This window comes from Streptacidiphilus sp. MAP12-20 (genome assembly GCF_041262525.1).
Lineage (GTDB): Bacteria > Actinomycetota > Actinomycetes > Streptomycetales > Streptomycetaceae > Streptacidiphilus.
The window spans coordinates 99,795-122,035 of sequence record NZ_JBGCCK010000013.1 but is presented as its reverse complement, the minus strand read 5'-3'; the positions used below and the strand labels follow the sequence as shown (position 1 = coordinate 122,035).

Here is a 22,241-nt window from a genome sequence, read left to right as displayed (position 1 = left end):
GACAGGAGATGAGTGCAGAACGACGCGTCCTCGGCGTGGCGAGCGACTGCCGGGAGGACCCGCAACTGCTGCGCGGCGAGGCGACGTTCATCGCGGACGTCGAGCTGCCGCGGATGGCGCACATGGCCATCCTGGGCAGTGAGCACGCGCACGCGTTGATCAAGGGCATCGACACCAGCGCCGCCGAGGCGATGCCCGGCGTGCTGAAGGTGGTCACCGCCGCGGACTTCCCGGGCGTCATGCCGCTGCCGTGCATCTGGATCCCCGGCGGCGTGGAGAGCCACTTCCCGCCGCACCCCTACGGGCTCCCCGGTTCCCGGCCGGTGCTCTCGGGCGACCGGGTGCGGCACGTCGGCGACCAGATCGCCGCCGTTGTCGCGGAGACCGCGTGGCAGGCCTACGCGGCGCTCAAGGCGATCCGGGTGGACTACGAGCTGCTGCCGGTCGTCACCCGCGCCGACGACGCCGTCGCCGAGGGCGCACCGCAGCTGCACGAGGCGGTGCCGGGCAACCTCAACGCCTACTGGACCTGCGGCGAGAAGGAGAAGACCGAACAGGCCCTGGCCGAGGCGGAGGTGCTGGTCGAGCTCGACCTGGTCAACCAGCGCACCATCAACAGTCCGATGGAGCCGCGCGGCGCAGTCGGCCACTATGTCGCGGCCACCGAGGACTACACCCTCTACGCCTCCACCCAGGGACCGCACAACCACCGCTTCCTGCTCGCGGCGCTGGTGCTGGGCATCCCCTTCAACAAGCTGCGGGTGATCGCGCCCACCGTCGGCGGCAGCTTCGGCACCAAGGGCTACCTCTATCCGGACATGGCCCTGGTGCTGCTGCTCTCCAAGATGCTGGGTCGGCCGGTCAAGTGGGTGGACACCCGCACCGGGCTGATGCGTTCCACCGTCCAGGGTCGTGACCACCGCCAGCACGTCACGCTGGCCGGCACCAGGGACGGCAGGATCACCGGGCTGCACTGCACCAGCTACGCCAACCTCGGTGCGTACCCGTCGACCATCGGCCCCGGCGTCGCCACGGCGCTGATGGGCCGCAGCATCAGCGGGATGTACCAGATCCCGGCCGCGTTCTGCGAGGTCTACGCGGCCTTCACCAACACCGTCCCGCTCGGCGCCCAGCGCGGTTCGGGCCGGGCGGAAGCGACGTTCCTGATGGAGCGTCTGGTCGACCGCTACGCCGCCGAGATCGGCATGGACCCGGCCGAGGTGCGGCGGAAGAACCTGGTGCCGGACGACGCCTTCCCCTACGAGAACGGGCTCGGCTGGACCTACGACTCCGGCAGCTACCGGGAGAACTTCGACAAGGCGCTGGCCCTGGCCGGCTACCCCGACATGGACGCCCGTCGCGTCGAGGCGCGCGGGCGTGGCAAGCGACTCGGCGTCGGCATCGCCTGCTACGTCGCGATCTGCGGCGTCGGCCCGTCCACCCGGATGTCCCAGGAGGGCATGCTGGGCGGCACCTGGGAGAGCTCCAACATCCGGGTGCACCCGACGGGCGAGGTGAGTGCGACGGTGGGCTCCGCTTCCACCGGACAGAGCCACTACACCGTCTACGCCCAGGTGGTCGCCGACGAGCTGGGCATCGACCCGGCGCAGGTGCAGGTCATGGAAGCCGACACACTGCGCGCCCCCTACGGCCAGGGCACCTACGGCAGCCGGTCGTTCAGCATGGCGGGTCCGTCACTGGCGCTGACCGCCCGCAAGGTCAAGGAGAAGATGCGCCGGGCCGCCGCCGCGCTGTTCCACGTCGACGTGGACAAGGTCGTCTACGGCGAGGACGGCGTGATCTTCGTCCAGGGCGAGCGCGAGACCCAGTCCAAGACCTTCGCGGACCTGGCGATGGCGCTCTGGTACGGCTGGAACCTGCCCCCGGAGATCGAGCCGACGATCGACGAGACGACCTTCTTCGACCCGCCGGACTTCAACTACCCCTTCGGCACCCATGTGGCCGTCGTCGAGGTGGACGAACTCACCGGCGAGACCGAGGTCGTGGCCTACACCGCCGTCGACGACGCGGGCTTCGTGGGCAATCCGACCATCGTCAAGGGCCAGATCGAGGGCAGCATCGTGCACGGCCTCGGCCAGGCGCTGATGGAGCGGGCCGTCTACGCCGAGGACGGGCAGCTGGTCAGCGCGGACCTGCGCGACTACGCCCTGCCGCGCGCGGCCGACGTGCCCTTCTTCCAGCTCGACCGCACCGAGACGCCCACCCCGCACAACCCGCTGGGCGCCAAGGGCGCGGGCGAGATCGCGACCGTGCCGCCGGCGGCGGCCGTGGTCAACGGGGTCGTCAACGCGCTCGCCGACCTCGGCGTGCAGCACCTGGACATGCCGCTCACACCGGAGAAGGTCTGGCGGCAGCTCTACCCGGAGGGTGTCGCGCGATGATCCTGACCCGATTCGACTACGCCCGCCCGGCATCGCTGGGGGAGGCCACGGCGCTCCTGGAGGCGACGGGCGGACTGCCGCTCGGGGGAGGGCAGAGCCTGCTGGTGGGGCTCGCCACCGGGGAGACGGAGACGCCGATCCTGGTCGACCTCTCCGCGATCGCCGAGCTGCGCGGGATCAGTTCTCTCCCCGGCGGTGGGCTGCGTATCGGCGCGAGCACGACGCTGTCGGACCTGGCCGCCGATCCGGCGGTGCTGCGGCTCGCCCCGGCCCTGGCCGAGGCGGCCCGTGCCAACGACGACGCGCAGGTCCGCAACCGGGCCACGGTCGGCGGCAACCTCGCGGCGGACCGCTCGGGCCCGGCGCGGGCGACCGACCTGCCGGTCGCGGCGCTGGCGCTGGGCGCGACGGTCACCCTGGCGTCCTCGACCGGGCGTCGCACCGTGCCCGCCGGCGAGCTGCGGACGGCGCTCACCCCGGGTGCGGTGGTGGTCGCGCTGGAGATTCCGACGGGCGGCGAGCTCAGCGCCTTCGAGAAGTCGGCCGACCGGGCCACCCGCTTCCCGATGTGCGCGGTGGCCGTTCGTCTTCAGCGCGCCCCTTCGGACGGCTCGGTGACCTCCCTGCGGATCGCGGTCACGGCCGCGACCCCCTCCCCGCTCCGCCTGCCGGGCGTGGAGGCCCGCCTGGCAGGCGGCACCAAGCCGAGCATCCGCGAAGTGATCGCGGCGTTCACGGCCGAGCCGGTCACGACCTTCATGGCGGGGCGCGGTTCTTCCGCCGAGTACCTCCGCCATATCGCGGGTGTGCTCACCGGCCGCGCCATCCATCGCACCTGGATCTAGTCGCACCATCAGGGGCGCGAGGCTCTGCTTGATTCACTGCGTGCGCGACAAGCCACCGGCGTGCGGATGGTCCTCAACGCACAGGGCCAGCCGCATGTCGGTGGTTGCTCGCGCAGTTCCTCGCGCCCCTAGCAGAGCGCATGGCAGATCACCCACGACGAGACGGGGGATGAGAACGTGACGACCACACCGAGCTACGACCCTGCCGCAGTCCGCCTGCAGGACACCGCGTCGACGCTCGGCCGGGTCGTGATCGAGGGGTTGAGACCCCAGGTCGATGGCGGCGCGCGGCCCGCCCGCGCGGTGCCGGGGGAGTGCGTCGAGGTGTCGGCGACCGTTTTCAAGGACGGCCCGGAGATCCTCGCCGCCGAGGTCGTCCTGCTCGCCCCGGGCCGGCCGGCCCGCTCGCTGCGATTCCCGATGCGGGAGCGGCAGCGCGGCACCGACCGGTTCCACGCCGAGATCCGCGCCGACCGCGAGGGCGAGTGGCAGTACCGGGTCGAAGCCTGGGTCGACCCGGTCGCCACCTGGCTGCGCGGCGCGCAGGCGAAGGTCGCGGCTGGGGTCGACGTCGAGCTGACGCTCTGGCAGGGCGCCGAACTCCTCGCCCAGGTGCCCGCCCTGGCCGACGCGGCCGAACTGCTCCGCGACAGTCGCCGCCCCGTCCTCCAGCGTCTCGCCGCGCTCCGCGCCCCCGCCGTCGCAGAGGTCCTGGCACTGCAGCCGCTGCGCGAACACCTCAGCTCCAGCCCCGAACTGCCTCTGCGCGTGGACCGGCTGCGCGCCCTCTACGGCTCCTGGTACGAGTTCTTCCCCCGCTCCGAGGGGGCCACCGGCACCGGCGCCGAGCGCCGCTCCGGCACACTGCGCACCGCCGCCGCCCGGCTGGACGCCATCGCCGCGATGGGCTTCGACGTCGTCTACCTGCCGCCGATCCACCCGATCGGGACCAGCCACCGCAAGGGCAGGGACAACGCCCTCGACGCACAGCCGGGCGACCCCGGCTCGCCCTGGGCCATCGGCTCCCCGGCCGGCGGCCACGACGCAGTCCACCCGGACCTGGGCGACCTCGCCGACTTCCGCGCCTTCGTCGCCAAGGCCGAGACCCTCGGCCTCGAAGTGGCGATGGACTTCGCGCTGCAGTGCTCGCCCGACCACCCCTGGGTGACCGAGCACCCCCAATGGTTCCGCTACCGGCTCGACGGCAGCATCGCCTGCGCCGAGAACCCGCCGAAGAAGTACCAGGACATCTACCCGATCGACTTCGACACCGACCCGGACGGCATCCTCGCCGAGTGCCTGCGTGTGCTGCGCCACTGGCGGGCCCAGGGCGTGCGGATCTTCCGCGTGGACAACCCGCACACCAAGCCGCTGCACTTCTGGGAGCGCCTGCTGCGTGCCGTCCACGCCGAGGATCCGGGGGTGCTCTTCCTCTCCGAGGCCTTCACCCGCCCGCCGATGCTTCAGGCGCTGGCCAGGGTCGGCTTCCACCAGTCGTACAGCTACTTCACCTGGCGCACCGCCAAGGCGGAGGTAGAGGCCTATCTCGCCGAACTGACCGGCCTCGACGGCACTCCCGCCGCCGACTACCTGCGACCCAACCTCTTCGTGAACACCCCCGACATCCTCCCCGCCCATCTCCAGACCGGCGGCCGCGCCGCGTTCGAGATCCGTGCCGTGCTGGCGGCGACGGCCGGACCGAGCTGGGGCATGTACGCGGGCTTCGAGCTCTGCGAGTCTGTCGCCGCCTGGCCCGGCAGCGAGGAGTACCGGCACTCGGAGAAGTACGACTACCGCCCGCGCGACTGGGCTGGAGCAGAGGAACGCGGCGAGAGCCTGGCCCCGCTGATCACCCGGCTCAACCGGCTGCGCCGACGCCACCCCGCTCTGCGTCAGCTGCGCAACCTGCGCCTGCACCGAACCGACAACGACCAGCTGCTCTGCTTCTCCAAGAGCGTGACCGCCACCGACGGCACCGGCGAGGATCGGGTGATCGTCGTGCTCAATCTCGACCCGCACCGCCCGCAGCAGGGCCGGATCCACCTCGACCTGCCCGCGCTCGGCCTGCGGCCCGGCGACGGCTTCGTCGTGGACGACGAGCTCGGCGGCGGCAGCACCCGTTGGGGCCAGGTCAACTCCGTCCGGCTCGACCCGCGTCAGCGGGTGGCGCAGATCCTGACGATCCGCAGGAGCCGGTGGTGAGCCGGCTCGGCGAACTCGACCTCCACCTGCTGGCGCAGGGCCGCCACGAGGAGCTGTGGCGGATTCTCGGCGCGCATCAGGCGACCGGCGGCGACGGCAGGGACGGGGTCGCCTTCGCGGTGCTCGCGCCGGCCGCCCGCGCGGTCAGGCTGGTCGGCGACTTCAACGGCTGGGACGGCAGCGGGCATCCGCTGCGTCAGGTCGAGGGGAGCGGCGTCTGGGAGACCTTCGTGCCCGAGGTGGCGGAGGGCGCACGCTACAAGTTCGAGGTGCTCGGCGCCGACGGCGTCGTGCGGGAGAAGGCCGACCCCTTCGCCCGCGCCGCCGAGTGCCCGCCGCGCACCGCGTCCGTCGTGCAGCGCTCGTCCTACGTCTGGGGCGACGAGGCGTGGCTGGCCGGGCGCGGCAACCGCCCGGCCGAGGCCGCGCCGATGAGCGTCTACGAGGTGCACCTCGGTTCCTGGCGCCATGGCCTGAGCTACCGTGAATTGGCCGAGCAACTGCCGGGCTACGTCGCCTGGATGGGCTTCACCCACGTCGAGTTCCTGCCGGTGATGGAGCACCCCTTCGGCGGCTCCTGGGGTTACCAGATCACCTCCTACTACGCCCCCTCCGCGCGCTGGGGTAGCCCGGACGACTTCCGCGCCCTGGTCGACGCCCTGCACCGGGCCGGGATCGGCGTCATCATGGACTGGGTGCCGGCCCACTTCCCGAAGGACGGCTGGGCCCTCGCCCGCTTCGACGGCACGCACCTCTACGAGCACCCCGACCCGCGCCGCGCCGAACACCCCGACTGGGGCACGCTCCAGTTCGACCACGGCCGTCCGGAGGCCCGCAACTTCCTGATCGCCAACGCGGTCTACTGGTGCGAGGAGTTCCACGTCGACGCGCTGCGCGTGGACGCGGTCGCGGCCATGCTCTACCTCGACTACGGCCGCGCCGAGCACGCCTGGTTGCCCAACGCCGAGGGCGGCCGGGAGAACCACGACGCGGTGTCCTTCCTGCGCGAGCTCAACGAGACCCTGGCGCGGCGCTGCCCCGGCGTGGTCACCATCGCCGAGGAGTCCACCGCCTGGGAGGGCGTGACCCGCCCGGTCGAGCACGGCGGCCTCGGCTTCGGCCTCAAGTGGGACCTGGGCTGGATGCACGACACCCTCGCCTACCTCGCCGAGGACCCGGTCCACCGGCAGTACCACCACCACCGGATGACCTTCGCGATGATGTACGCGCACAGCGAGCGCTTCCTGCTGCCGCTCGGCCACGACGAGGTGGTCCACCTCAAGGGCAGCCTGCTGGGCAAGATGCGCGGCGACCGCTGGCAGCGCTTCGCCAACCTCCGGGTCTACCTCGCCTATCTCTGGTCGCACCCGGGCAAGCACCTGCTCTTCATGGGCCAGGAGTTCGCCCAGCCCGGCGAATGGGACCACGACAGCGGCCTGGACTGGCAGGTACTCGATCAGCCGGGCGAGGAGGGCGACGGCCACCGCGGCGTCCAGCAACTGGTGCGCGCGCTCAACATGCACTACCGGGCGCTGCCCTCGCTCTGGCAGCGCGACTGCGAGCCGGGCGGCTTCCGCTGGATCGACCCGGACGACGCGGACCACCAGGTCTACTCGTTCATCCGCTACGACGCCGAGGGCGTCCCGCTGGTGGGGGTCTTCAACTTCAGCCCGGTGGTCCACCACGGTTACCGGCTCGGCCTGCCGCGTGCCGGCGTCTGGCGGGAGCTGCTGAACACGGACGCGGCGGAGTTCGGCGGCAGCGGCGTCCGCAACCCCGGCGGCGTCCGGGCCGCCCCGGTGCCGTACGGGGGCCTGCCGGCTCGCGCCGAGCTGACCGTGCCGCCGCTGGCCGCGCTCTGGCTGGTGCCGAGATGAACGCGGCTGTACTGCACAGCGCGCTGCGTCGAGTGCTGCTCTTCGACGGCCTCGACGAGGCCGAGCTGGCCTGGCTGGCCAAAGTGGGGGAGCCGCGTCGGCTGGTCCCCGGCGAGATCCTCTTCCGCGAGGGCCAACCGGCCGTCCACTTCTACGTGTTGCTGGACGGCGAGCTCGTGGTCACCAAGGTCATGGACGGCCGGGAGGAGGAGCTGACCCGGCACAGCTCCGACCCCTCCTCGGCCCGCCCCGAACCGGGCAAGCCGCCCGCGGCGCACTGCGTCACCGGCGAGATCCCGCTGCTCAGCGGCACCGCGCACGCCGCCACCGTGCGCGCGGAGGGGCCGGTCAGGGTGGTCGGCTACTCCGGCGAGGTGTTCGCCGAGATGCTCGAGCGCTGCAACGGCGTGGCCCGCCGCCTGCTGCCGGTGCTGGCCTGGCGGCTCAAGAGCGTCGAGGCCCAGGCCCGTGACCACGCCGCGGCGGCCGCCCTGGACACGCTGGCGGCCGCGCTGGCGCACGAGCTCAACAACCCCGTCTCGGTCGTCGACCGGGCCGCGCGGGAGCTCGCCGACATCGTCGAACTGCTCGTGGAGACGGCCTGGAGTTGGGGCGAGGTCGCCTCGCCGGCGGAGCACGCGTCCGTCTCCGCGATGATCCGCCTGCTGGTCGCCGCCGAGCCGGACGACGCCCTGCCGGTCGACGCGCTGACCATGGCCGACATCGAGGACGAACTCGCCGACTGGGCCGAGGCCGCCGGCGCCCGCCACCCGGGCCTGCTGGCCACGGTGATGGCCGAACGCGGCCTGCTCCTCGCCGATCTCCGCGGACACACGGCCGGGCTCGGCCCCCACGTGTTGCCCGCCGCGCTGGACCACCTCGCCGCGGTACTGGAGGCCCGCACCACCGCCGCCGAGCTCAGCCAGGCGGGCCTGCGCATCGCCGCGCTGGTCGCGGCCACCCGCGACTACTCCCGCCGCGACCGCGGCCCGCGCCGCGCGGTCTCGGTGGTCGAGAGCCTGGAGAGCACGCTGACGCTGCTGCGCACCAAGCTCGGCCCGGTCAGCGTGGTCCGCGAGTACCAGCCGGAACTGCCCAGGCTCAGCGGCTATCCGTCCGAACTCGGCCAGGTGTGGACCAACCTGATCGACAACGCGGTGGACGCGATGGCCGGTCGCGGCACGCTGACCCTGCGGGCCGGGCACGAGGCCGACACGCTCGTCGTCGAGGTGATCGACTCCGGCCCAGGCATCGCGGCGGACGTCCTGCCGCGGGTCTTCGAGCCCTTCTTCACCACCAAGGACGTGGGCCGAGGCCGGGGCCTCGGGCTCCATCTGGCCCACCAGATCGTGACCCAGCGCCACAAGGGCACGATCACCGCCCGTTCCGTACCCGGCGAGACCCGCATCGAGGTCCGCCTCCCGGTGACCGCCGACCCGTAGACACACCCGACCCGTAGACACACCCGACCCCTGGAGAGGGAACCGACCATGGCCAGCTACGACATGTCCAAGCTGCACCCCGTCTTCCGCCGCCAGATGGACGCGCTGCACGCGCTCGACCTGGACGCGCTGATGAAGAACTACAACGACGACGCGGTGCTGTTGCGCTTCGAGGGCGTCTCGACCGGCATCGAGGAGGTGCGGGAGACCTTCACCGGCTACCTCACCGTCAAGCCGAAGTTGCTGGAGCTCCAGGAGTACGTCGAGACGGAGGACACCATCTTCTACCGCGCGATCATGAGCCTCAACGGCGAACCCGAGCACGCCTTCGGCACGCTGATCGTCCGTGACGACAAGATCTGGCGTCAGACGGCCGGCTTCGGCAGCTGATCCCCTCGACCGGGGCGCGGAGGGTTCCCCGTTCCCTCCGCGCCCCTTTCCTTTCCCTCCCGGAGGGGGCGCACGCGCATGCAGCACGAGACCGGACGGATCGAGGCCTTCAGCGACGGGGTCTTCGCCATCGTCATCACCCTGCTGATCCTGGACATCCGGGCCCCGCAGCAGACTCCCGGCCACAGCCTCTGGTTGGAGCTGGGGCGGCAGTGGCCGCACTATGCGGCGTACGTGGTGAGCTTCACGATCATCGGCGTGATGTGGGTCAACCACCACCACATCTTCAATCACCTGGTCCGGGTGGACCGGCCCTTGCTCTTCCTCAACCTGCTGGTCCTGATGGTGGTCTCGGGCATCCCGTGGACGACGGCGGTGATGGCCCAGAACCTCGCCGTCTCGGTGGACGCGGGCCTGGCGGCGTCGGTGCTGTACAGCGGGTGGATGGTGGTCTACGCGCTCTGCTTCACGGCGTTCTGGTGGTACGTCACCCGCGAGGGCCACCTCTTCCACGCCACGGTCGACCGCGCGGGCGCGCGCGGCACACGCGTCCGCTTCGGCCTGGGCGCGGTGGCCTACCCGATCGCCCTGGGGCTGGCCTTCATCTCGGCGTCCCTCACTCTGATCGCCCACGCCCTCATCGCGGCGTACTACGCAGCGAACCAACTGGCGATCCCGCTCCGCGAACCGACCTGAGTTCTATGGGGCAAAGGGGAAGTTGCAACACCTCGGGGGCGCGAGGAACTGCGCGACAAGCCACCCACGCAGATGAGTCCCCGAACGAACAGGGCCATCCGCACAGGGTGGTTGCTCGAGCAGTTCCTCGCGCCCCTGATGGTGCAACTGATGCTTCAGTGAATCGGCCGGCCCGACTCGCCCAGCCGCGCGCCCGTCGCGCCGTTGCGGTCCGCGACGATCTCGGCCGTGATCGCCAACGCAGTGTCCTGCGGGGTGCGTCCCCCCAGGTCCAGCCCGATCGGTGACCGCAGCCGCGCCAACTCCGCCTCCGTCAGCCCCGCCTCGCGCAGCTCGTCGAGACGCTCGTGATGGGTCCGCCAGGACCCCATCGCACCCACGTAGCCCACCGGCAGCCTCAGCGCCAGCCGCAGCAACGGTTGGTCGAACTTCGCGTCGTGCGTCAGCACACACACCGCCGTGCGGCCGTCCAGACGCCCCGCCTCCGCCTCCGCCGCGAGGTACCGGTGCGGCCAGTCCACCACCACCCGCTCCGCCTCCGGGAACCTCGCCGCCGTCGCGAAGACCGGCCGTGCGTCGCAGACCGTCACCGCGAAGCCCGCGTACGCGCCCAGCCGTACCAGCGCGGCCGTGAAGTCCACCGCGCCGAAGACGATCATCCGCGGCGGTCGGGTGTTCGTCTCCACCAGCAGGCTCACCGCCTGGCCGCAGCGACTGCTGCGCACGCCGATGTCCACCGTCGCCGTCTGCCCCGCGGCCAACAGCGCGCGCGCCTCCGCCGCCGCCGTTCGGTCCAGCGCGGGAACGCCCAGCGTGCCGCGCTGCGAGCCGTCCGCATGGACCAACAGCGCGCGGCCCACCAGCAGTTCGGGACCGGTCGCGACCCGCGCCAGCGCGCCCCGCCGGCCGTCGCGCAGCACCGCCAGCGTCTCCGAGAGGACGCCCCGTGGGGCCGAGCCGTGCAGCAGCGGGGTCACCAGCACGTCCAGCTCGCCGCCGCAGGTCAGCCCGACCGCGAACGCGTCGTCCGCGCTGTACCCGTAGTGCTCCAGGCTGCTGCGGCCGGTCCGCATGGACTCCCGGCACTGCTCGTAGACGGCGCCCTCGACGCAGCCGCCGGAGACGCTGCCGACCGCGGTGCCCGACTCGTCCACGGCCAGCGCCGCGCCGATCCCGCGCGGCGCACTGCCGCTCACCCGGACCACCGTGGCCAGCGCGAACTCGCGCTCCTCCGCGTACCAGCCGTCCAGCTCGGCGGAGATCTCAAGCACGGTGCTGCCCTCCCTCCGAGCCGACCCAGCGCGGGCGCGGGTCCGGGGTGTAGAGGTAGGCCGAGGTCGGCGGCGGCATCGGCGCGATCGCCTGGCGGGCGCCGAGAAGGATCACCGCGTGGGCCGCCGAGACCAGCGTGGTGTGGTGGTGCCAGCCCCGGAAGGAGCGGCCCTCGAAGTCCCTGATGCCGATGGGTTCGAGGATGTCGTCGTAGTCGCGCTCCACCCGGTCCGCGAGCTTGGCCAGCCGGAAGACGTGCGCGGGGGAGGTCTGACTCATGTTGCTGAGCCAGAACTCGTCCGGCTGCTCACCCGCTCCCGACCAGGCCCCCAGTAACAGCATCGGACTGCCCTCCGGTCCACCGCCGCCCTGAGGCTGCGCCGGCTGGATCAGCACCTCCTGCGCCACCAACGGGGTGACCAGCCGTTCCTCGCGGCGCGGGCAGTCCCATTCGACGGGGCGGCGCTGCGCTCGGCAGAGGTTGATCAGGTCGAGTGCCCTGGTCCGGCCCTGGCCCAGATGGCCACGGGAGTCGTGGCCGGTGGTGATCGGCAGCGAGCCGCTCACCTTGAAGACGAAGGGGATGTCCAGGGCCTGGAAGGCCGAGACGATCTCCAGCTCGTTCGAGTTCTGCAGCGACATGACCACGGGCCGAGGGGACAGCCGCCACTTCTCGATCATGTGCCGCACGCCGTTCAGCGCCGCCTGCTCCGGCGTGTGCACCCCCGCCGCCTCGGGTATCCGGGCGCGGCGGCGCAGCCCCGGATCCGTGTTCCACGGGCGCGGCAGCACCAGGCTCCACTCGACCGGGAAGCTGGCGTCCGCGGACGCCAGCCAGATGCCGACGGCCTGCTGGCAGTTGGCGACCCGGCCGAGCTGCGTGACGAATTGCCTGGCCACGCCCACCGAATGGCTGCCGGCCTTCTCGATCACCAGCGGCCGGACCACCCAGGCCTGCGCCCGCTGTGGGATGCGCGATTCGACATAGCGCGCCAAATCCTGGCGAACCGGAGACCATTCCCACGGTGACTTGCTGATGAACTGTTGGAGACTCTGTTCCACCGGTCCTTCATATTCGCTTGCAATATTTCGAATGGTCTTCTTTCCGGGGGTGATCACGAGGCCCTGCAGATAGACCCGCGCCCATCTTCGCTGGTCACTTCTGGGCAAGGACCTGAAGATCAGGTCGGACAGGAAATCCGCGAATTCCAGGGCCGAAGCCGGAGTCATCGGAGTCCAGGATCGCTCTGCCATCGCTACCCTCCCCCGTCGATAGAACTCCGACGGTACCCGTCCGTGGGGGGTGCCCATAGCGCTGCTTCGATACTTCGTGAGGTGTACACGATCCCGGATCATTTCTGGACGAAGGGCACCTGAGCAGCACTTGAGCAGCAATTGAGAAGCCCTGGAGCGGTGCTTGAGCGAGACTCGGCCGGGTGGGCTGACTTCGTCGTGCCGAGTTCCGCGGCGGCCCTCCCCGAGGGCTGGATCCCCGGGCAGGGCGTCGTGGCAGACTGCAGGCATGAGCCTTCACGAGAACCTGCTCGGCGGACCTGCGCCCACCCTCCTGCCGGAGGAGGAACAGCCCTACAGCATGCTGGCCGAGGGCGGTGTCTCCGCGGCCGACGTCGCGGCGCAGTTCCCGACCTTCTCGCTGGCCTGGGCGCAGCTCGCCGACGAGTCGTTCACCGCGGGCCGGGTCGTCGAGTCGTACGCCTTCGCGCGCACCGGTTACCACCGCGGTCTCGACCAGCTTCGTCGCGCCGGCTGGAAGGGCCACGGCCCGATCCCGTGGGACCACCGGCCGAACCGCGGCTTCCTGCGCTGCCTCGCCGCGCTCGCCCGCGCGGCCGACGCGATCAAGGAGACGGACGAGGCGGCCCGTTGCTGGCAGTTCCTGCAGGACAGCAGTGCCGAGGCCTACGCCGAGCTCAAGCAGTAACGGCCGCCGCCTGATGAGTGCCACGAGCGGGGCAGCCGCCTTCGATCCCTGGTCGCCCACGTTCGTGGCGCACCCCTACGACGCCTACGCGCGACTGCGCGCCGAGGCGCCGGTCAGCTGGTACGAGCCGAGCGGGCAGTGGCTGGTCTCCCGCTACGAGGATGTCAACGCCCTGCTGCGGGACCGCAGGCTCGGCCGTACCTATCTGCACCGCTTCACCCACGAGGAGTTCGGGCGGCAGGCCCCGCCGCCCGAGCACGAGCCCTTCCATGTCCTGAACGGCAACGGCCTGCTGGACCTGGAGGCCCCCGACCACACCCGGATCCGGCGCCTGGTCGGCAAGGCGTTCACGCCGCGCATGGTCGAGTCGCTGCGCCCGACCGTGCGCCGGCTGGCCGAGGAACTGGCCGGCGCGCTCGTGGCCGACGGGGGCGGGGACCTGGTCGCCGCCGTGGCCGAGCCGCTGCCGGTGGCCGTGATCGCCGAGATGCTGGGCGTGCCCGAAGCGGACCGTGGCCTGCTGCGGCCCTGGTCGGCCGACATCACCGGGATGTTCGAGCTGAACCCGACCGAGGAGACCGCGCGGCGCGCGGTGCGGGCCAGCGTCGAGTTCTCCGACTACCTGCGTGCACTGATCGCCGAGCGCCGCGCCAAGCCGGGGGACGACCTGGTCAGCGCGCTGATCGCGGTGCTGGACGCGGGTGACCGGCTCAGCGAGCAGGAGATGATCTCCACCTGCGTGCTGCTGCTCAACGCGGGCCACGAGGCGACGGTCAACACGACGGCGAGCGGCTGGTGGGCCCTGTTCCGCAACCCGGCGGAGCTGGACCGGCTGCGGGCCGCGCCGGAGGCGCTGATGCCGACGGCGGTGGAGGAACTGCTCCGCTACGACACCCCGCTGCAGATGTTCGAGCGCTGGGTGCTGGACGACATCGAGGTCGGCGGGCAACTGATCCCGCGCGGCAGCGAGATCGCCCTGCTCTTCGGCTCCGCCAACCGCGACCCCGACCGCTTCGCCGACCCCGACCGCCTCGACCTGGGCCGTCCGGACAACCCGCACATCACCTTCGGCGCGGGCATCCACTTCTGCCTGGGCGCCCCGCTGGCCCGCCTGGAGCTCGCCGAGTCCTTCGGCGCCCTGCTCCGGCTGGCACCCGGCCTGACTCTTGCGGCGGAGCCGCGCTGGAAGCCCGGCTACGTCATCCGGGGCCTGGAGTCCCTGGACGTCACCGTCTGACGACGCATAGGGTCCCCCGCAACATTGCGGCGTCGGCCGCTCAGTTGTCCGTGCGGCGCGCGTTGCGCAATGCGCGCGTGGCGACGGGCGGCAGGAAGTCTTTGGCGAAGCGTTTCGCCCGATGAGACAGTTGCGACGGTGCCTCAGCCCGGCGCCCGCGCTTGGCCTCGACGGCTCGTTCGGCCATGACCTGGTCGTACACGCGCGAGCGTCGGAATGCCGGAGGCTGCAGGCTGGCCTTGCTGCGCAGTCGCACCAGGCGACGACCTCGGACGTTCTCCTCGTAGACCGTCAGATCGCGATGGCCGGACAGGTCCGTGACCAGCTCCTCCTGAACCAGGTGCGGGTCCCCCCACGTGCCGTAGAACTTGTTGTGCGTCACGACCACGGGGATCAGGCCCAAGGTGGCCACAGCCTCCCAGACCGCGGCGCTGACACCAGGGGTGTGCTCGGAGCGGAAGTCGTCCAGGACCACCACGCCGTCGTCCGTCAGAGCCTCCTTGGCGAATCGGATGTCGCCGATCACATGCTCATACAGGTGGGAGGCGTCGATGTGGATGAACCGGGCCGACTTCGGCTGGATCCGTCCGTCCGAGAGGACGGACGTGGGGGCCTGGATGACATTCGGCAGCGCGTCGTGGAAGGCCAGGTAGTTGGCCTCGAAGGCCTTCCTCGTCAGCGTGTCCCGGTACGACATGTCCATTTCGCCGGAGTTCGCCTCATCCGGGGCAGGTGAATCGAACAAGTCGCAGACGGTGAAGGTCTCGCCGTCACGCAAGTAGTCGGCCACCAGGATCGCGCTGCGGCCGAGGTAGGCGCCCATTTCGATGAGGTCCCCTGCGATCGCGGAGCGCTTCTGGCGCTCGAGCAGCCACACGAACAGGAACCGGTCGACACCGAAGAACCAGCCACGGACGTCGTCCAAGGTGGCAGGGAGCGCGGCGGGCTGCTCTGGAATCACGAAGTCTCCGACCGTCATCGACCCCTGGTGAGGGTCTGGGCGGTCGAGGCTATGAGATCACCGATCGCGGCTTCAAGAGTCCTGAGCCGTCTTTGACCACCGCTCCCAAAACTCCCACGCCCCGGTGCCTGGTGCACCTCCGGGGGCGCGGGGAACTACGCGACAATCCACCCACACAGGTACTGATCCGAACGCGCAGGGCCATCCGCACAGGGTGGTGTGTCGTGCATGTAGTTCATCGAGCAGAGCCCCGCGCCCCTGGGTGGTTGCAACTTCTCTACGCGGGGACCCTGAGAGACCACGCCGACGGTTCCACCGTCCATGTGCGTTCGCGTACCGGCGCGCTCAGTTCATGGTCCGCCTCGTACGTGAAGAGCCGGCCGCCCACCGTCACCCGCTGCGCCTGCACCATCAACGGCGCACCCCGCCCCCGCTGTCCGTTGATCCGCAGCTCCGCGCTCCCCGCCGCGCTCCGCAGAGCCAGCGCACGCATCGGATGCGCGGGGTCGGCCAGAACCTGGCCGTCCGCCTCGACGCGCAGTGGCGGAGGCGCAGCCTCCCGCTCCGTCGGCGGTGCCACGACCCGCGCGACCCGCCGACCGAGCTCTGTCCACCAGGCGGACGCCACCTTGTTCGCCCTCGGCGAACGCCCGCCGGGGATGTGCACCGCCCCCAGCACTACCCCGCCGTCGTCGTCCACCAGCAGGTCGAGTCGCCGATCGGCGCCGCTCACGATCGCGCGTGCCGCCTGGACCGGGCGCGTCTCCGCGCCCAGCGCGCGGGCCAGGTCGACCCCGTGGCCCCGGCCCACCGGGATGAGGCCGACCGGGGCCGCACCCAGCGTCGCCTGCTGGTGGAGGAGTTGGACCACCTGTTGCAGGTACCGGTCGTCGCCGATCACTACCGGTCGGCGACGACCACGTCGGGCCAGCAGTCGCTCGAGATCGATCAGGCTCTCCGACACGACGGCCTTCATCGGCAGCGCGGCCCCCAGCACGTCCCTGGCCACCCGGACCGACTCCCCGTCCAGAGCCAGCGCCGCCGGGGAGACCAGGACCAACACGGGCTCGCCCACCGAACGCTCAGCCGACACCGTGGTCCTTCCTCGGGTAATCTCTCGGTGTAAGAGCCCCTTGCGCTTTTGCGCCAGGGGCTTGGTCTATCCGGGGCCAGTGCGGCGACCTTCCGCCGTGTGTTTTGCCCCGCCCGAAAGGGGTGTACGCCTGTGCCCGCACTCGTGCTGGTCGGCGCTCAGTGGGGAGACGAGGGCAAGGGGAAGGCAACTGACCTTCTCGGAGGCTCTGTCGACTACGTAGTCCGCTATCAGGGCGGCAACAATGCCGGTCACACGGTGGTCGTAGGCGATCAGAAGTACGCCCTGCACCTTCTCCCGTCCGGCATCCTCAGCCCGAACTGCGTCCCGGTGATCGGCAACGGTGTCGTCATCGACCCGGCCGTGCTGCTCTCCGAGCTGGCCGGCCTGCAGGACCGTGGCGTGGATACCTCCAAGCTGCTGATCTCCGGCAACGCGCACCTGATCACCCCGTACCACCGGACCCTGGACAAGGTGTCCGAGCGGTTCCTGGGCAAGCGCAAGATCGGCACCACCGGTCGCGGCATCGGTCCCGCCTACGCCGACAAGATCAACCGCATCGGCATCCGGGTGCAGGACCTCTTCGACGAGAGCATCCTGCGCCAGAAGATCGAAGCGGCGCTCAACGACAAGAACCAGATCCTGGTCAAGCTCTACAACCGGCGCGCGATCCCGGCCGAGCTGGTCCTGGAGGAGTACCTCGGCTACGCCGAGAAGCTGCGCCCCTTCGTGGCCGACACCGCGCTGATCCTCAATCAGGCCCTGGAGCAGGGCAAGGTCGTGCTGATGGAGGGCGGCCAGGGCACGCTGCTGGACGTGGACCACGGGACGTATCCCTTCGTCACCTCGTCCAACCCGACCTCGGGCGGCGCCTGCACCGGCTCCGGCATCGGCCCGACGAAGATCGACCGCGTGATCGGCATCCTCAAGGCCTACACCACCCGCGTCGGCTCGGGCCCGTTCCCGACCGAGCTGTTCGACGCGGACGGCGAGGCGCTGCGCCGCATCGGCGGCGAGCGCGGCGTGACCACCGGCCGTGACCGCCGCTGCGGCTGGTTCGACGCCCCGATCGCCCGCTACGCGACCAGGATCAACGGCCTGACCGACATCTTCCTCACCAAGCTGGACGTGCTGACCGGCTGGGAGGAGATCCCGGTCTGCGTCGCCTACGAGGTCGACGGCAAGCGCGTCGACGAGGTGCCTCACTCGCAGAGCGACTTCCACCACGCGAAGCCGATCTACGAGAACCTGCCCGGCTGGTCCGAGGACATCACCAAGGCGCAGACCTTCGACGACCTGCCGAAGAACGCGCAGGACTACGTCAAGGCGCTGGAGGAGCTCTCCCGCTGCCGCATCTCCGCCATCGGCGTCGGCCCCGGCCGGACCGAGACGATCCAGGTGCACTCGCTGCTGGACTAGTCCAGCAGTCCGCAGTCCGCGTCGCTGCGCTCAGGCCCTCGCCCCTTCTCGGGCGGGGGCCTTTTGCATGTCCGCCCCGCAGAACATTGCACTAGTGCAGAATCTGATTGCCACTAGTGCATAAATTGGCTACCGTTCGAGCATGACCGCGAAGACCCCCTTGCCCGTCGTGCTCACCGGACGTCACATCCGCCTGGAGCCGCTCACCCTCGATCACGTCCCCGCGCTGTTCGACTCGCTCGGCGCGCACGCGGAAGAGGTCTTCCGCTGGATCCGCCCCTACCCGCGCAGTGCCGAGGAGCTGGCCGGCTTCGCCGACACGCTGCTCAACGGCCCGGACCGCTACCTCGCCTTCGCCGTCGTCGACCTGGCCACCGAGCGGCCCGTCGGCTGGACGGCCTACCTCGACATCCAGGAGCAGCACGAGCGCCTGGAGATCGGCTGGACCTGGTACGCCCGCTCGCACTGGCGCACCGGGGCCAACACCGAGGCCAAGCTGCTGCTGCTCACCCACGCCTTCGAGGACCTCGGCTTCGGGCGGGTCCAGTGGAAGACGGACATCAACAACGAGCGCTCGCAGAACGCCATCGCCCGCCTCGGCGCCGAGCGCGAGGGCGTGCTGCGACGGCAGGTGCAGCGCGGCGACGGCAGCTGGCGCGACAGCGTCTACTTCGGCATGAACATCGACGAATGGCCGGCGGCCAAGGCCCGCCTGACCGAACGTCTCGCGCAGGGCCAGGACGGGAAGCAGAGCAAGGGCTGAGGGGGCATCACCATGTCGGACATCGTCATCTCCGCGCCCACAGAGGCCGATCACTCGCGCTGGCGCGAGCTCTTCATCGGCTATGCCGAGTTCTACCACGTCGACATGACCGAGGAGCGGCTCGCCGAGTCCTGGGCCTGGATCCACGACGTAAACCACCCTGTCGAGTGTCTGCTCGCGCGTGACGCTGACGGGACGGCCATCGGGTTGGCCCATTTCAGCCCGGACCACTCGCCGCTGCGCGGCACCCGGGGCTTTCTGCACGACCTCTTCGTCGACCCGGCCCACCGGGGCGGCGGCACCGTCGACGCGATCCTCGCCGAGCTGCGCCGGATCGGCCGCGCGCGTGGCTGGTACCAGATCCGCTGGAACACCGCCGACGACAACTACCGGGCCCGCGCCGTCTACGACCGCAACGGCGAGAAGACACCCTTCCTGCTCTACGTCATGCCGGTGAACGAGAGCGGCTGACAGCCTGTCGCCCTGCCTCCGGATCACTAGACAGGCTGTCGGTTCCGGGGGCGGTCGGCCCGAAAATACGCTGGTGCGCATGACGATCTCCCCAGCCTCGGAAATCAGCGCAGACCCGGCACTCGGACAGGCGGTCAAGGCTGCCGACCGTGCCCACGTCTTCCACTCGTGGTCGGCGCAGTCCCTGATCGACCCCCTCGCCGTGGCCGGGGCCGAGGGTTCGTACTTCTGGGACTACGAGGGCAAGCGCTTCCTCGACTTCTCCTCCCAGCTGGTCAACACCAACATCGGTCACCAGCACCCGAAGGTCGTCGCCGCGATCCAGGAGCAGGCCGCCAAGCTCTGCACCTTCGCGCCGGCCTTCGCGATCGAGGCCCGCTCCGAGGCCGCACGCCTGATCGCCGAGCGCACGCCCGGCGACCTGGACAAGATCTTCTTCACCAACGGCGGCGCCGAGGCCAACGAGAACGCCATCCGCATGGCGCGTCTGCACACCGGCCGCCAGAAGGTGCTCGCCACCTACCGCTCGTACCACGGCGCCACCGCCAACGCGATCGCGCTGACCGGCGACCCGCGTCGCTGGCCGAACGAGACCGGCGTCTCCGGCATCGTCCACTTCTGGGGCCCGTACGCCTACCGCTCCAACTTCCACGCCGAGAACGAGGCGCAGGAGTGCGAGCGCGCGCTGGCGCACCTGGAGGCGACCATCGCCTTCGAGGGTCCGCAGACCGTCGCCGCGATCATCCTGGAGACCGTCGTCGGGACGGCCGGCATCCTCATCCCCCCGGCCGGCTACCTCGCCGGGGTGCGCGAGATCTGCGACCGCTACGGCATCGTCTTCATCCTGGACGAGGTCATGGCCGGCTTCGGCCGCACCGGCGAGTGGTTCGCCGCCGACCACTGGGGTGTCACCCCCGACCTGCTGACCTTCGCCAAGGGCGTCAACTCCGGCTACGTGCCGCTGGGCGGTGTCGCCATCAGCGGCGAGATCGCGGCGACCTTCGCCGAGCGCCCGTTCCCCGGCGGCCTGACCTACTCCGGCCACCCGCTGGCCTGCGCCTCCGCCGTGGCGACGATCAACGCCATGGCCGACGAGGGCATCGTCGAGAACGCCAAGCACATCGGCGAGACCGTGATCGGCCCGGAGCTCCGCGCGATGGCCGAGCGCCACCCGTCCATCGGCGAGGTCCGTGGCCTGGGCGTCTTCTGGGCCGTCGAGCTGGTGAAGAACCGCGAGACCCGCGAGCCGATCACCCCGTACAACGCGGCCGGCGCCGCCAACGCGCCGATGGCCGAGCTGGCGGCGGCGTGCAAGCAGCGCGGTCTGTGGCCGTTCACCAACATGAACCGCTTCCATGTCGTGCCGCCGTGCAACGTCTCCGAGGCCGAGGCCAAGGAGGGTCTGGCGATCCTCGACGAGGTTCTCACCCTGACCGACGCCCACACGGTCTGACCTGCGACGCTTCCTGGCGCCTCTGCGGGCCGGCCTTAATCGGCTCGTGACTTGGTCTACACCATTTCGGCTCCGCAACCCCTCCGAGTGGGGGGTGCGGGGCCTTACCATTGGGGGGCCTGGACCGGCAGTATGCGGATGATCTCCGCGAAGACGTGCGAAGCGGAGGATTTGGTCATGCCATCTGGCAGAGCCACCGACCGCCCGTTCGCTCCCGTGGTCCAGCGCAGCTCGCTGCGCGAGCAGGTCGCGGGCGCCCTCCGCGACGAACTCATGGCAGGCCGCCTCGGCGCGGGCCGCCACTTCACCGTCAAGGAGATCGCCGATCTCTACGGCGTATCGGCGACGCCGGTCCGCGAGGCCCTGGTCGACCTGGCGGCCCAGGGGATGCTCGTCGTCGAGCCCGGCCGCGGTTTCGCCGTCCCCCGCTTCACCTGGGACGACTTCGTGGACATCGTCGAGGCCCGCTCGCTGGTCATCGACGGTGTGTTCCGCCGGGTCGACCAGCGCTGGTCCGGCTTCGACTGGGCGTCCGTCCCCTCCCTGCGCCGCCGCGCCGACGCGGCGGTCCGGGCGGCCCGCGGGGGGCATCTGGACGTCCTGGTCGGCTGCGACCGGCGGTTCTGGGGCGAGCTCGGGGCCTTCACCGGCAACCGGCGGATCAGCGACTACCTGGACTGGCTCCGGGTCCAGTACTGGATCTTCGCTGCCGGGTACCTGCGCGGCCGTGAGGACATCGCCTCGTTCTGCTGGTCCCGCCACCTGGAGCTGGTCGACCTGATCGAGGCCCGCGACGTCGAATCGGTGCATGCGATGCTCCGCGACTACAACGAGGAGTCGCTGCGGCAGATGTCCGTGCTGTGCGGCCGCTCCTTGGCGCAGGTCCCGACCCCGCGCGAACCGGACACGTCGCCTCGAACGACGCAGTAGGGTGGACGGGCCCCGGCCCCTAGATCGTTCAGGAGAGCGTGTTGGCCTGCGACATCTGGCTCGTCCCACTGGTCGACCTGCTGGTGCTCAGCCCTGACAATCCGTTCGGCGAGGATCTGGAGATCTACAACGCGTCCCTCGCGGCGGCGGGCCTGCCGGCCGTGCCGGTCTTCCAGTACATGCCCGGCCTGAGCGGGGATGTCGAGCCGGTGGCGGCGTTCGACTACGAGTCGCTGCACTTTCTGCGACGCGCGTACCTGCTTCAGCTGACCGGCCTGGACGTGACGCCGGTGGACGAGCTCGGCGGGGACTACGAGCAGCTGCTGGAGATGTTCGAGGCGACGGCGGAGCAGAGCCACTTGGTGTGGCACTTCGACCATGCGGGGGCGTACGTCCCGCTGGACTTCGACGTGCCGGTGGTGGACGACGCCCTGCTGGCGACGGGCGGCCCACTGGGCTCCGTGCAGAGGCTCCTGAAGGAGCTGGAGTCGGTGGCCCCGCACATCGGCATCGACCACCAGCTCCCCCCGGTCCCGGTCCGCCCGGTTGCGCCGACGACGCTGGAGGGCCCGGCCTTCCCCCCACCGGGCCAGGACGGCCCTTACGCCCGCGAACGCCACGCCTGGATCGGCCTCCACGCCGCGGCGACGCGCGCGCTGGCCCAGGGCTCCATGATCGTCTTCGCCTAGCCTTCGCTCCCGCATGTAGTTGCACCTTCAGGGGCGCGGGGCTCTGCTCGTTGAACTGCATGCGCGACAAGCCACCCGCGCAGGTAGAGCCCCGAACGCGCAGGGCCATCCTCCCCCAGCCTTCGGCCGGGGGTACCCCCTGTCAGTGGTTTCTCGC

General features: G+C 70.8%; 19 protein-coding genes. 15 read left to right on the top strand and 4 right to left on the bottom strand.

Translation table 11 applies throughout. The features are described from left to right. The first annotated feature begins 8 nt into the window (after positions 1-8). The 7 genes from ABIA32_RS19435 (at position 9) to ABIA32_RS19405 (ending at position 9,854) form a co-directional block, all read left to right on the top strand. Complete coding sequence (locus ABIA32_RS19435; RefSeq protein ID WP_370096804.1) at positions 9-2,402, top strand: xanthine dehydrogenase family protein molybdopterin-binding subunit; 2,394 nt, start codon at positions 9-11, stop codon at positions 2,400-2,402. Next, positions 2,399-3,247 (top strand): xanthine dehydrogenase family protein subunit M, encoded by an 849-nt coding sequence (locus tag ABIA32_RS19430; protein WP_370096802.1) that lies wholly within the window; start codon positions 2,399-2,401, stop codon positions 3,245-3,247. The genes ABIA32_RS19435 and ABIA32_RS19430 overlap by 4 nt, the downstream gene beginning before the upstream one ends. A 177-nt stretch (positions 3,248-3,424) precedes the next feature. Further along, the gene (locus ABIA32_RS19425) at positions 3,425-5,449 is read left to right on the top strand and encodes an alpha-1,4-glucan--maltose-1-phosphate maltosyltransferase (protein ID WP_370096800.1); all 2,025 of its coding nucleotides are present in this window, start codon (positions 3,425-3,427) and stop codon (positions 5,447-5,449) included. Beyond that, a complete protein-coding gene (glgB, locus tag ABIA32_RS19420; RefSeq protein WP_370096798.1) occupies positions 5,446-7,326 on the top strand; it encodes a 1,4-alpha-glucan branching protein GlgB in 1,881 nt (626 codons plus the stop codon). The genes ABIA32_RS19425 and glgB overlap by 4 nt, the downstream gene beginning before the upstream one ends. Beyond that, positions 7,323-8,768, top strand: coding sequence for an ATP-binding protein (locus ABIA32_RS19415; protein WP_370096796.1), 1,446 nt, complete (start codon positions 7,323-7,325; stop codon positions 8,766-8,768). The genes glgB and ABIA32_RS19415 overlap by 4 nt, the downstream gene beginning before the upstream one ends. A 48-nt stretch (positions 8,769-8,816) precedes the next feature. After that, positions 8,817-9,158: a hypothetical protein gene (locus ABIA32_RS19410; protein WP_370096794.1), complete on the top strand. Its 342-nt coding sequence runs from the start codon at positions 8,817-8,819 to the stop codon at positions 9,156-9,158. 78 nt (positions 9,159-9,236) lie between these two features. Continuing rightward, on the top strand, positions 9,237-9,854 hold the full coding sequence (locus ABIA32_RS19405; protein WP_370096792.1) for a TMEM175 family protein: 618 nt from the start codon (positions 9,237-9,239) through the stop codon (positions 9,852-9,854). Between the two features lie 155 nt (positions 9,855-10,009). Here the strand turns inward: ABIA32_RS19405 and ABIA32_RS19400 are convergent, their stop codons facing one another. Both ABIA32_RS19400 and ABIA32_RS19395 read right to left on the bottom strand, forming a co-directional pair. Next, positions 10,010-11,125, bottom strand: a complete 1,116-nt coding sequence (locus ABIA32_RS19400) for an XdhC family protein (protein WP_370096790.1) — start codon at positions 11,123-11,125, stop codon at positions 10,010-10,012. Next, positions 11,118-12,356, bottom strand: coding sequence for an IS701 family transposase (locus tag ABIA32_RS19395; RefSeq protein ID WP_370096996.1), 1,239 nt, complete (start codon positions 12,354-12,356; stop codon positions 11,118-11,120). The genes ABIA32_RS19400 and ABIA32_RS19395 overlap by 8 nt, the downstream gene beginning before the upstream one ends. A gap of 292 nt (positions 12,357-12,648) precedes the next feature. On the opposite strand from ABIA32_RS19395, the gene ABIA32_RS19390 reads away from it, so the two are divergent. Next, positions 12,649-13,068 (top strand): DUF3151 domain-containing protein, encoded by a 420-nt coding sequence (locus ABIA32_RS19390; protein ID WP_370096788.1) that lies wholly within the window; start codon positions 12,649-12,651, stop codon positions 13,066-13,068. Positions 13,069-13,081: 13 nt separating this feature from the next. Further along, a complete protein-coding gene (locus tag ABIA32_RS19385) occupies positions 13,082-14,305 on the top strand; it encodes a cytochrome P450 (RefSeq protein ID WP_370096786.1) in 1,224 nt (407 codons plus the stop codon). 40 nt (positions 14,306-14,345) lie between these two features. On the opposite strand, the gene ABIA32_RS19380 is transcribed toward ABIA32_RS19385, so the two are convergent. Beyond that, positions 14,346-15,266 carry a class I SAM-dependent methyltransferase gene (locus ABIA32_RS19380; protein WP_370096784.1) on the bottom strand — a complete coding sequence of 307 codons (921 nt, stop codon included), beginning with the start codon at positions 15,264-15,266 and terminating at the stop codon, positions 14,346-14,348. A 277-nt stretch (positions 15,267-15,543) separates the two neighbouring features. After that, the gene (locus ABIA32_RS19375; RefSeq protein WP_370096782.1) at positions 15,544-16,359 is read right to left on the bottom strand and encodes a diacylglycerol kinase; all 816 of its coding nucleotides are present in this window, start codon (positions 16,357-16,359) and stop codon (positions 15,544-15,546) included. A gap of 132 nt (positions 16,360-16,491) precedes the next feature. Here ABIA32_RS19375 and ABIA32_RS19370 point away from each other — a divergent pair, with 132 nt between their 5' ends. The 6 genes from ABIA32_RS19370 to ABIA32_RS19345 all read left to right on the top strand — a co-directional run bounded on the left by ABIA32_RS19370 (position 16,492) and on the right by ABIA32_RS19345 (position 22,084). Further along, positions 16,492-17,778 (top strand): adenylosuccinate synthase, encoded by a 1,287-nt coding sequence (locus ABIA32_RS19370; protein ID WP_370096780.1) that lies wholly within the window; start codon positions 16,492-16,494, stop codon positions 17,776-17,778. 142 nt (positions 17,779-17,920) lie between these two features. After that, positions 17,921-18,541 (top strand): GNAT family N-acetyltransferase, encoded by a 621-nt coding sequence (locus ABIA32_RS19365; RefSeq protein WP_370096778.1) that lies wholly within the window; start codon positions 17,921-17,923, stop codon positions 18,539-18,541. Between the two features lie 12 nt (positions 18,542-18,553). After that, a complete protein-coding gene (locus ABIA32_RS19360) occupies positions 18,554-19,012 on the top strand; it encodes an N-acetyltransferase family protein (RefSeq protein WP_370096776.1) in 459 nt (152 codons plus the stop codon). A 79-nt stretch (positions 19,013-19,091) separates the two neighbouring features. Then, positions 19,092-20,465, top strand: coding sequence for an aspartate aminotransferase family protein (locus ABIA32_RS19355; protein ID WP_370096774.1), 1,374 nt, complete (start codon positions 19,092-19,094; stop codon positions 20,463-20,465). Positions 20,466-20,642: 177 nt separating this feature from the next. Further along, positions 20,643-21,395 carry a GntR family transcriptional regulator gene (locus ABIA32_RS19350; RefSeq protein WP_370096772.1) on the top strand — a complete coding sequence of 251 codons (753 nt, stop codon included), beginning with the start codon at positions 20,643-20,645 and terminating at the stop codon, positions 21,393-21,395. Between the two features lie 41 nt (positions 21,396-21,436). Then, on the top strand, positions 21,437-22,084 hold the full coding sequence (locus tag ABIA32_RS19345) for a hypothetical protein (RefSeq protein WP_370096770.1): 648 nt from the start codon (positions 21,437-21,439) through the stop codon (positions 22,082-22,084). Positions 22,085-22,241: the final 157 nt, after the last annotated feature.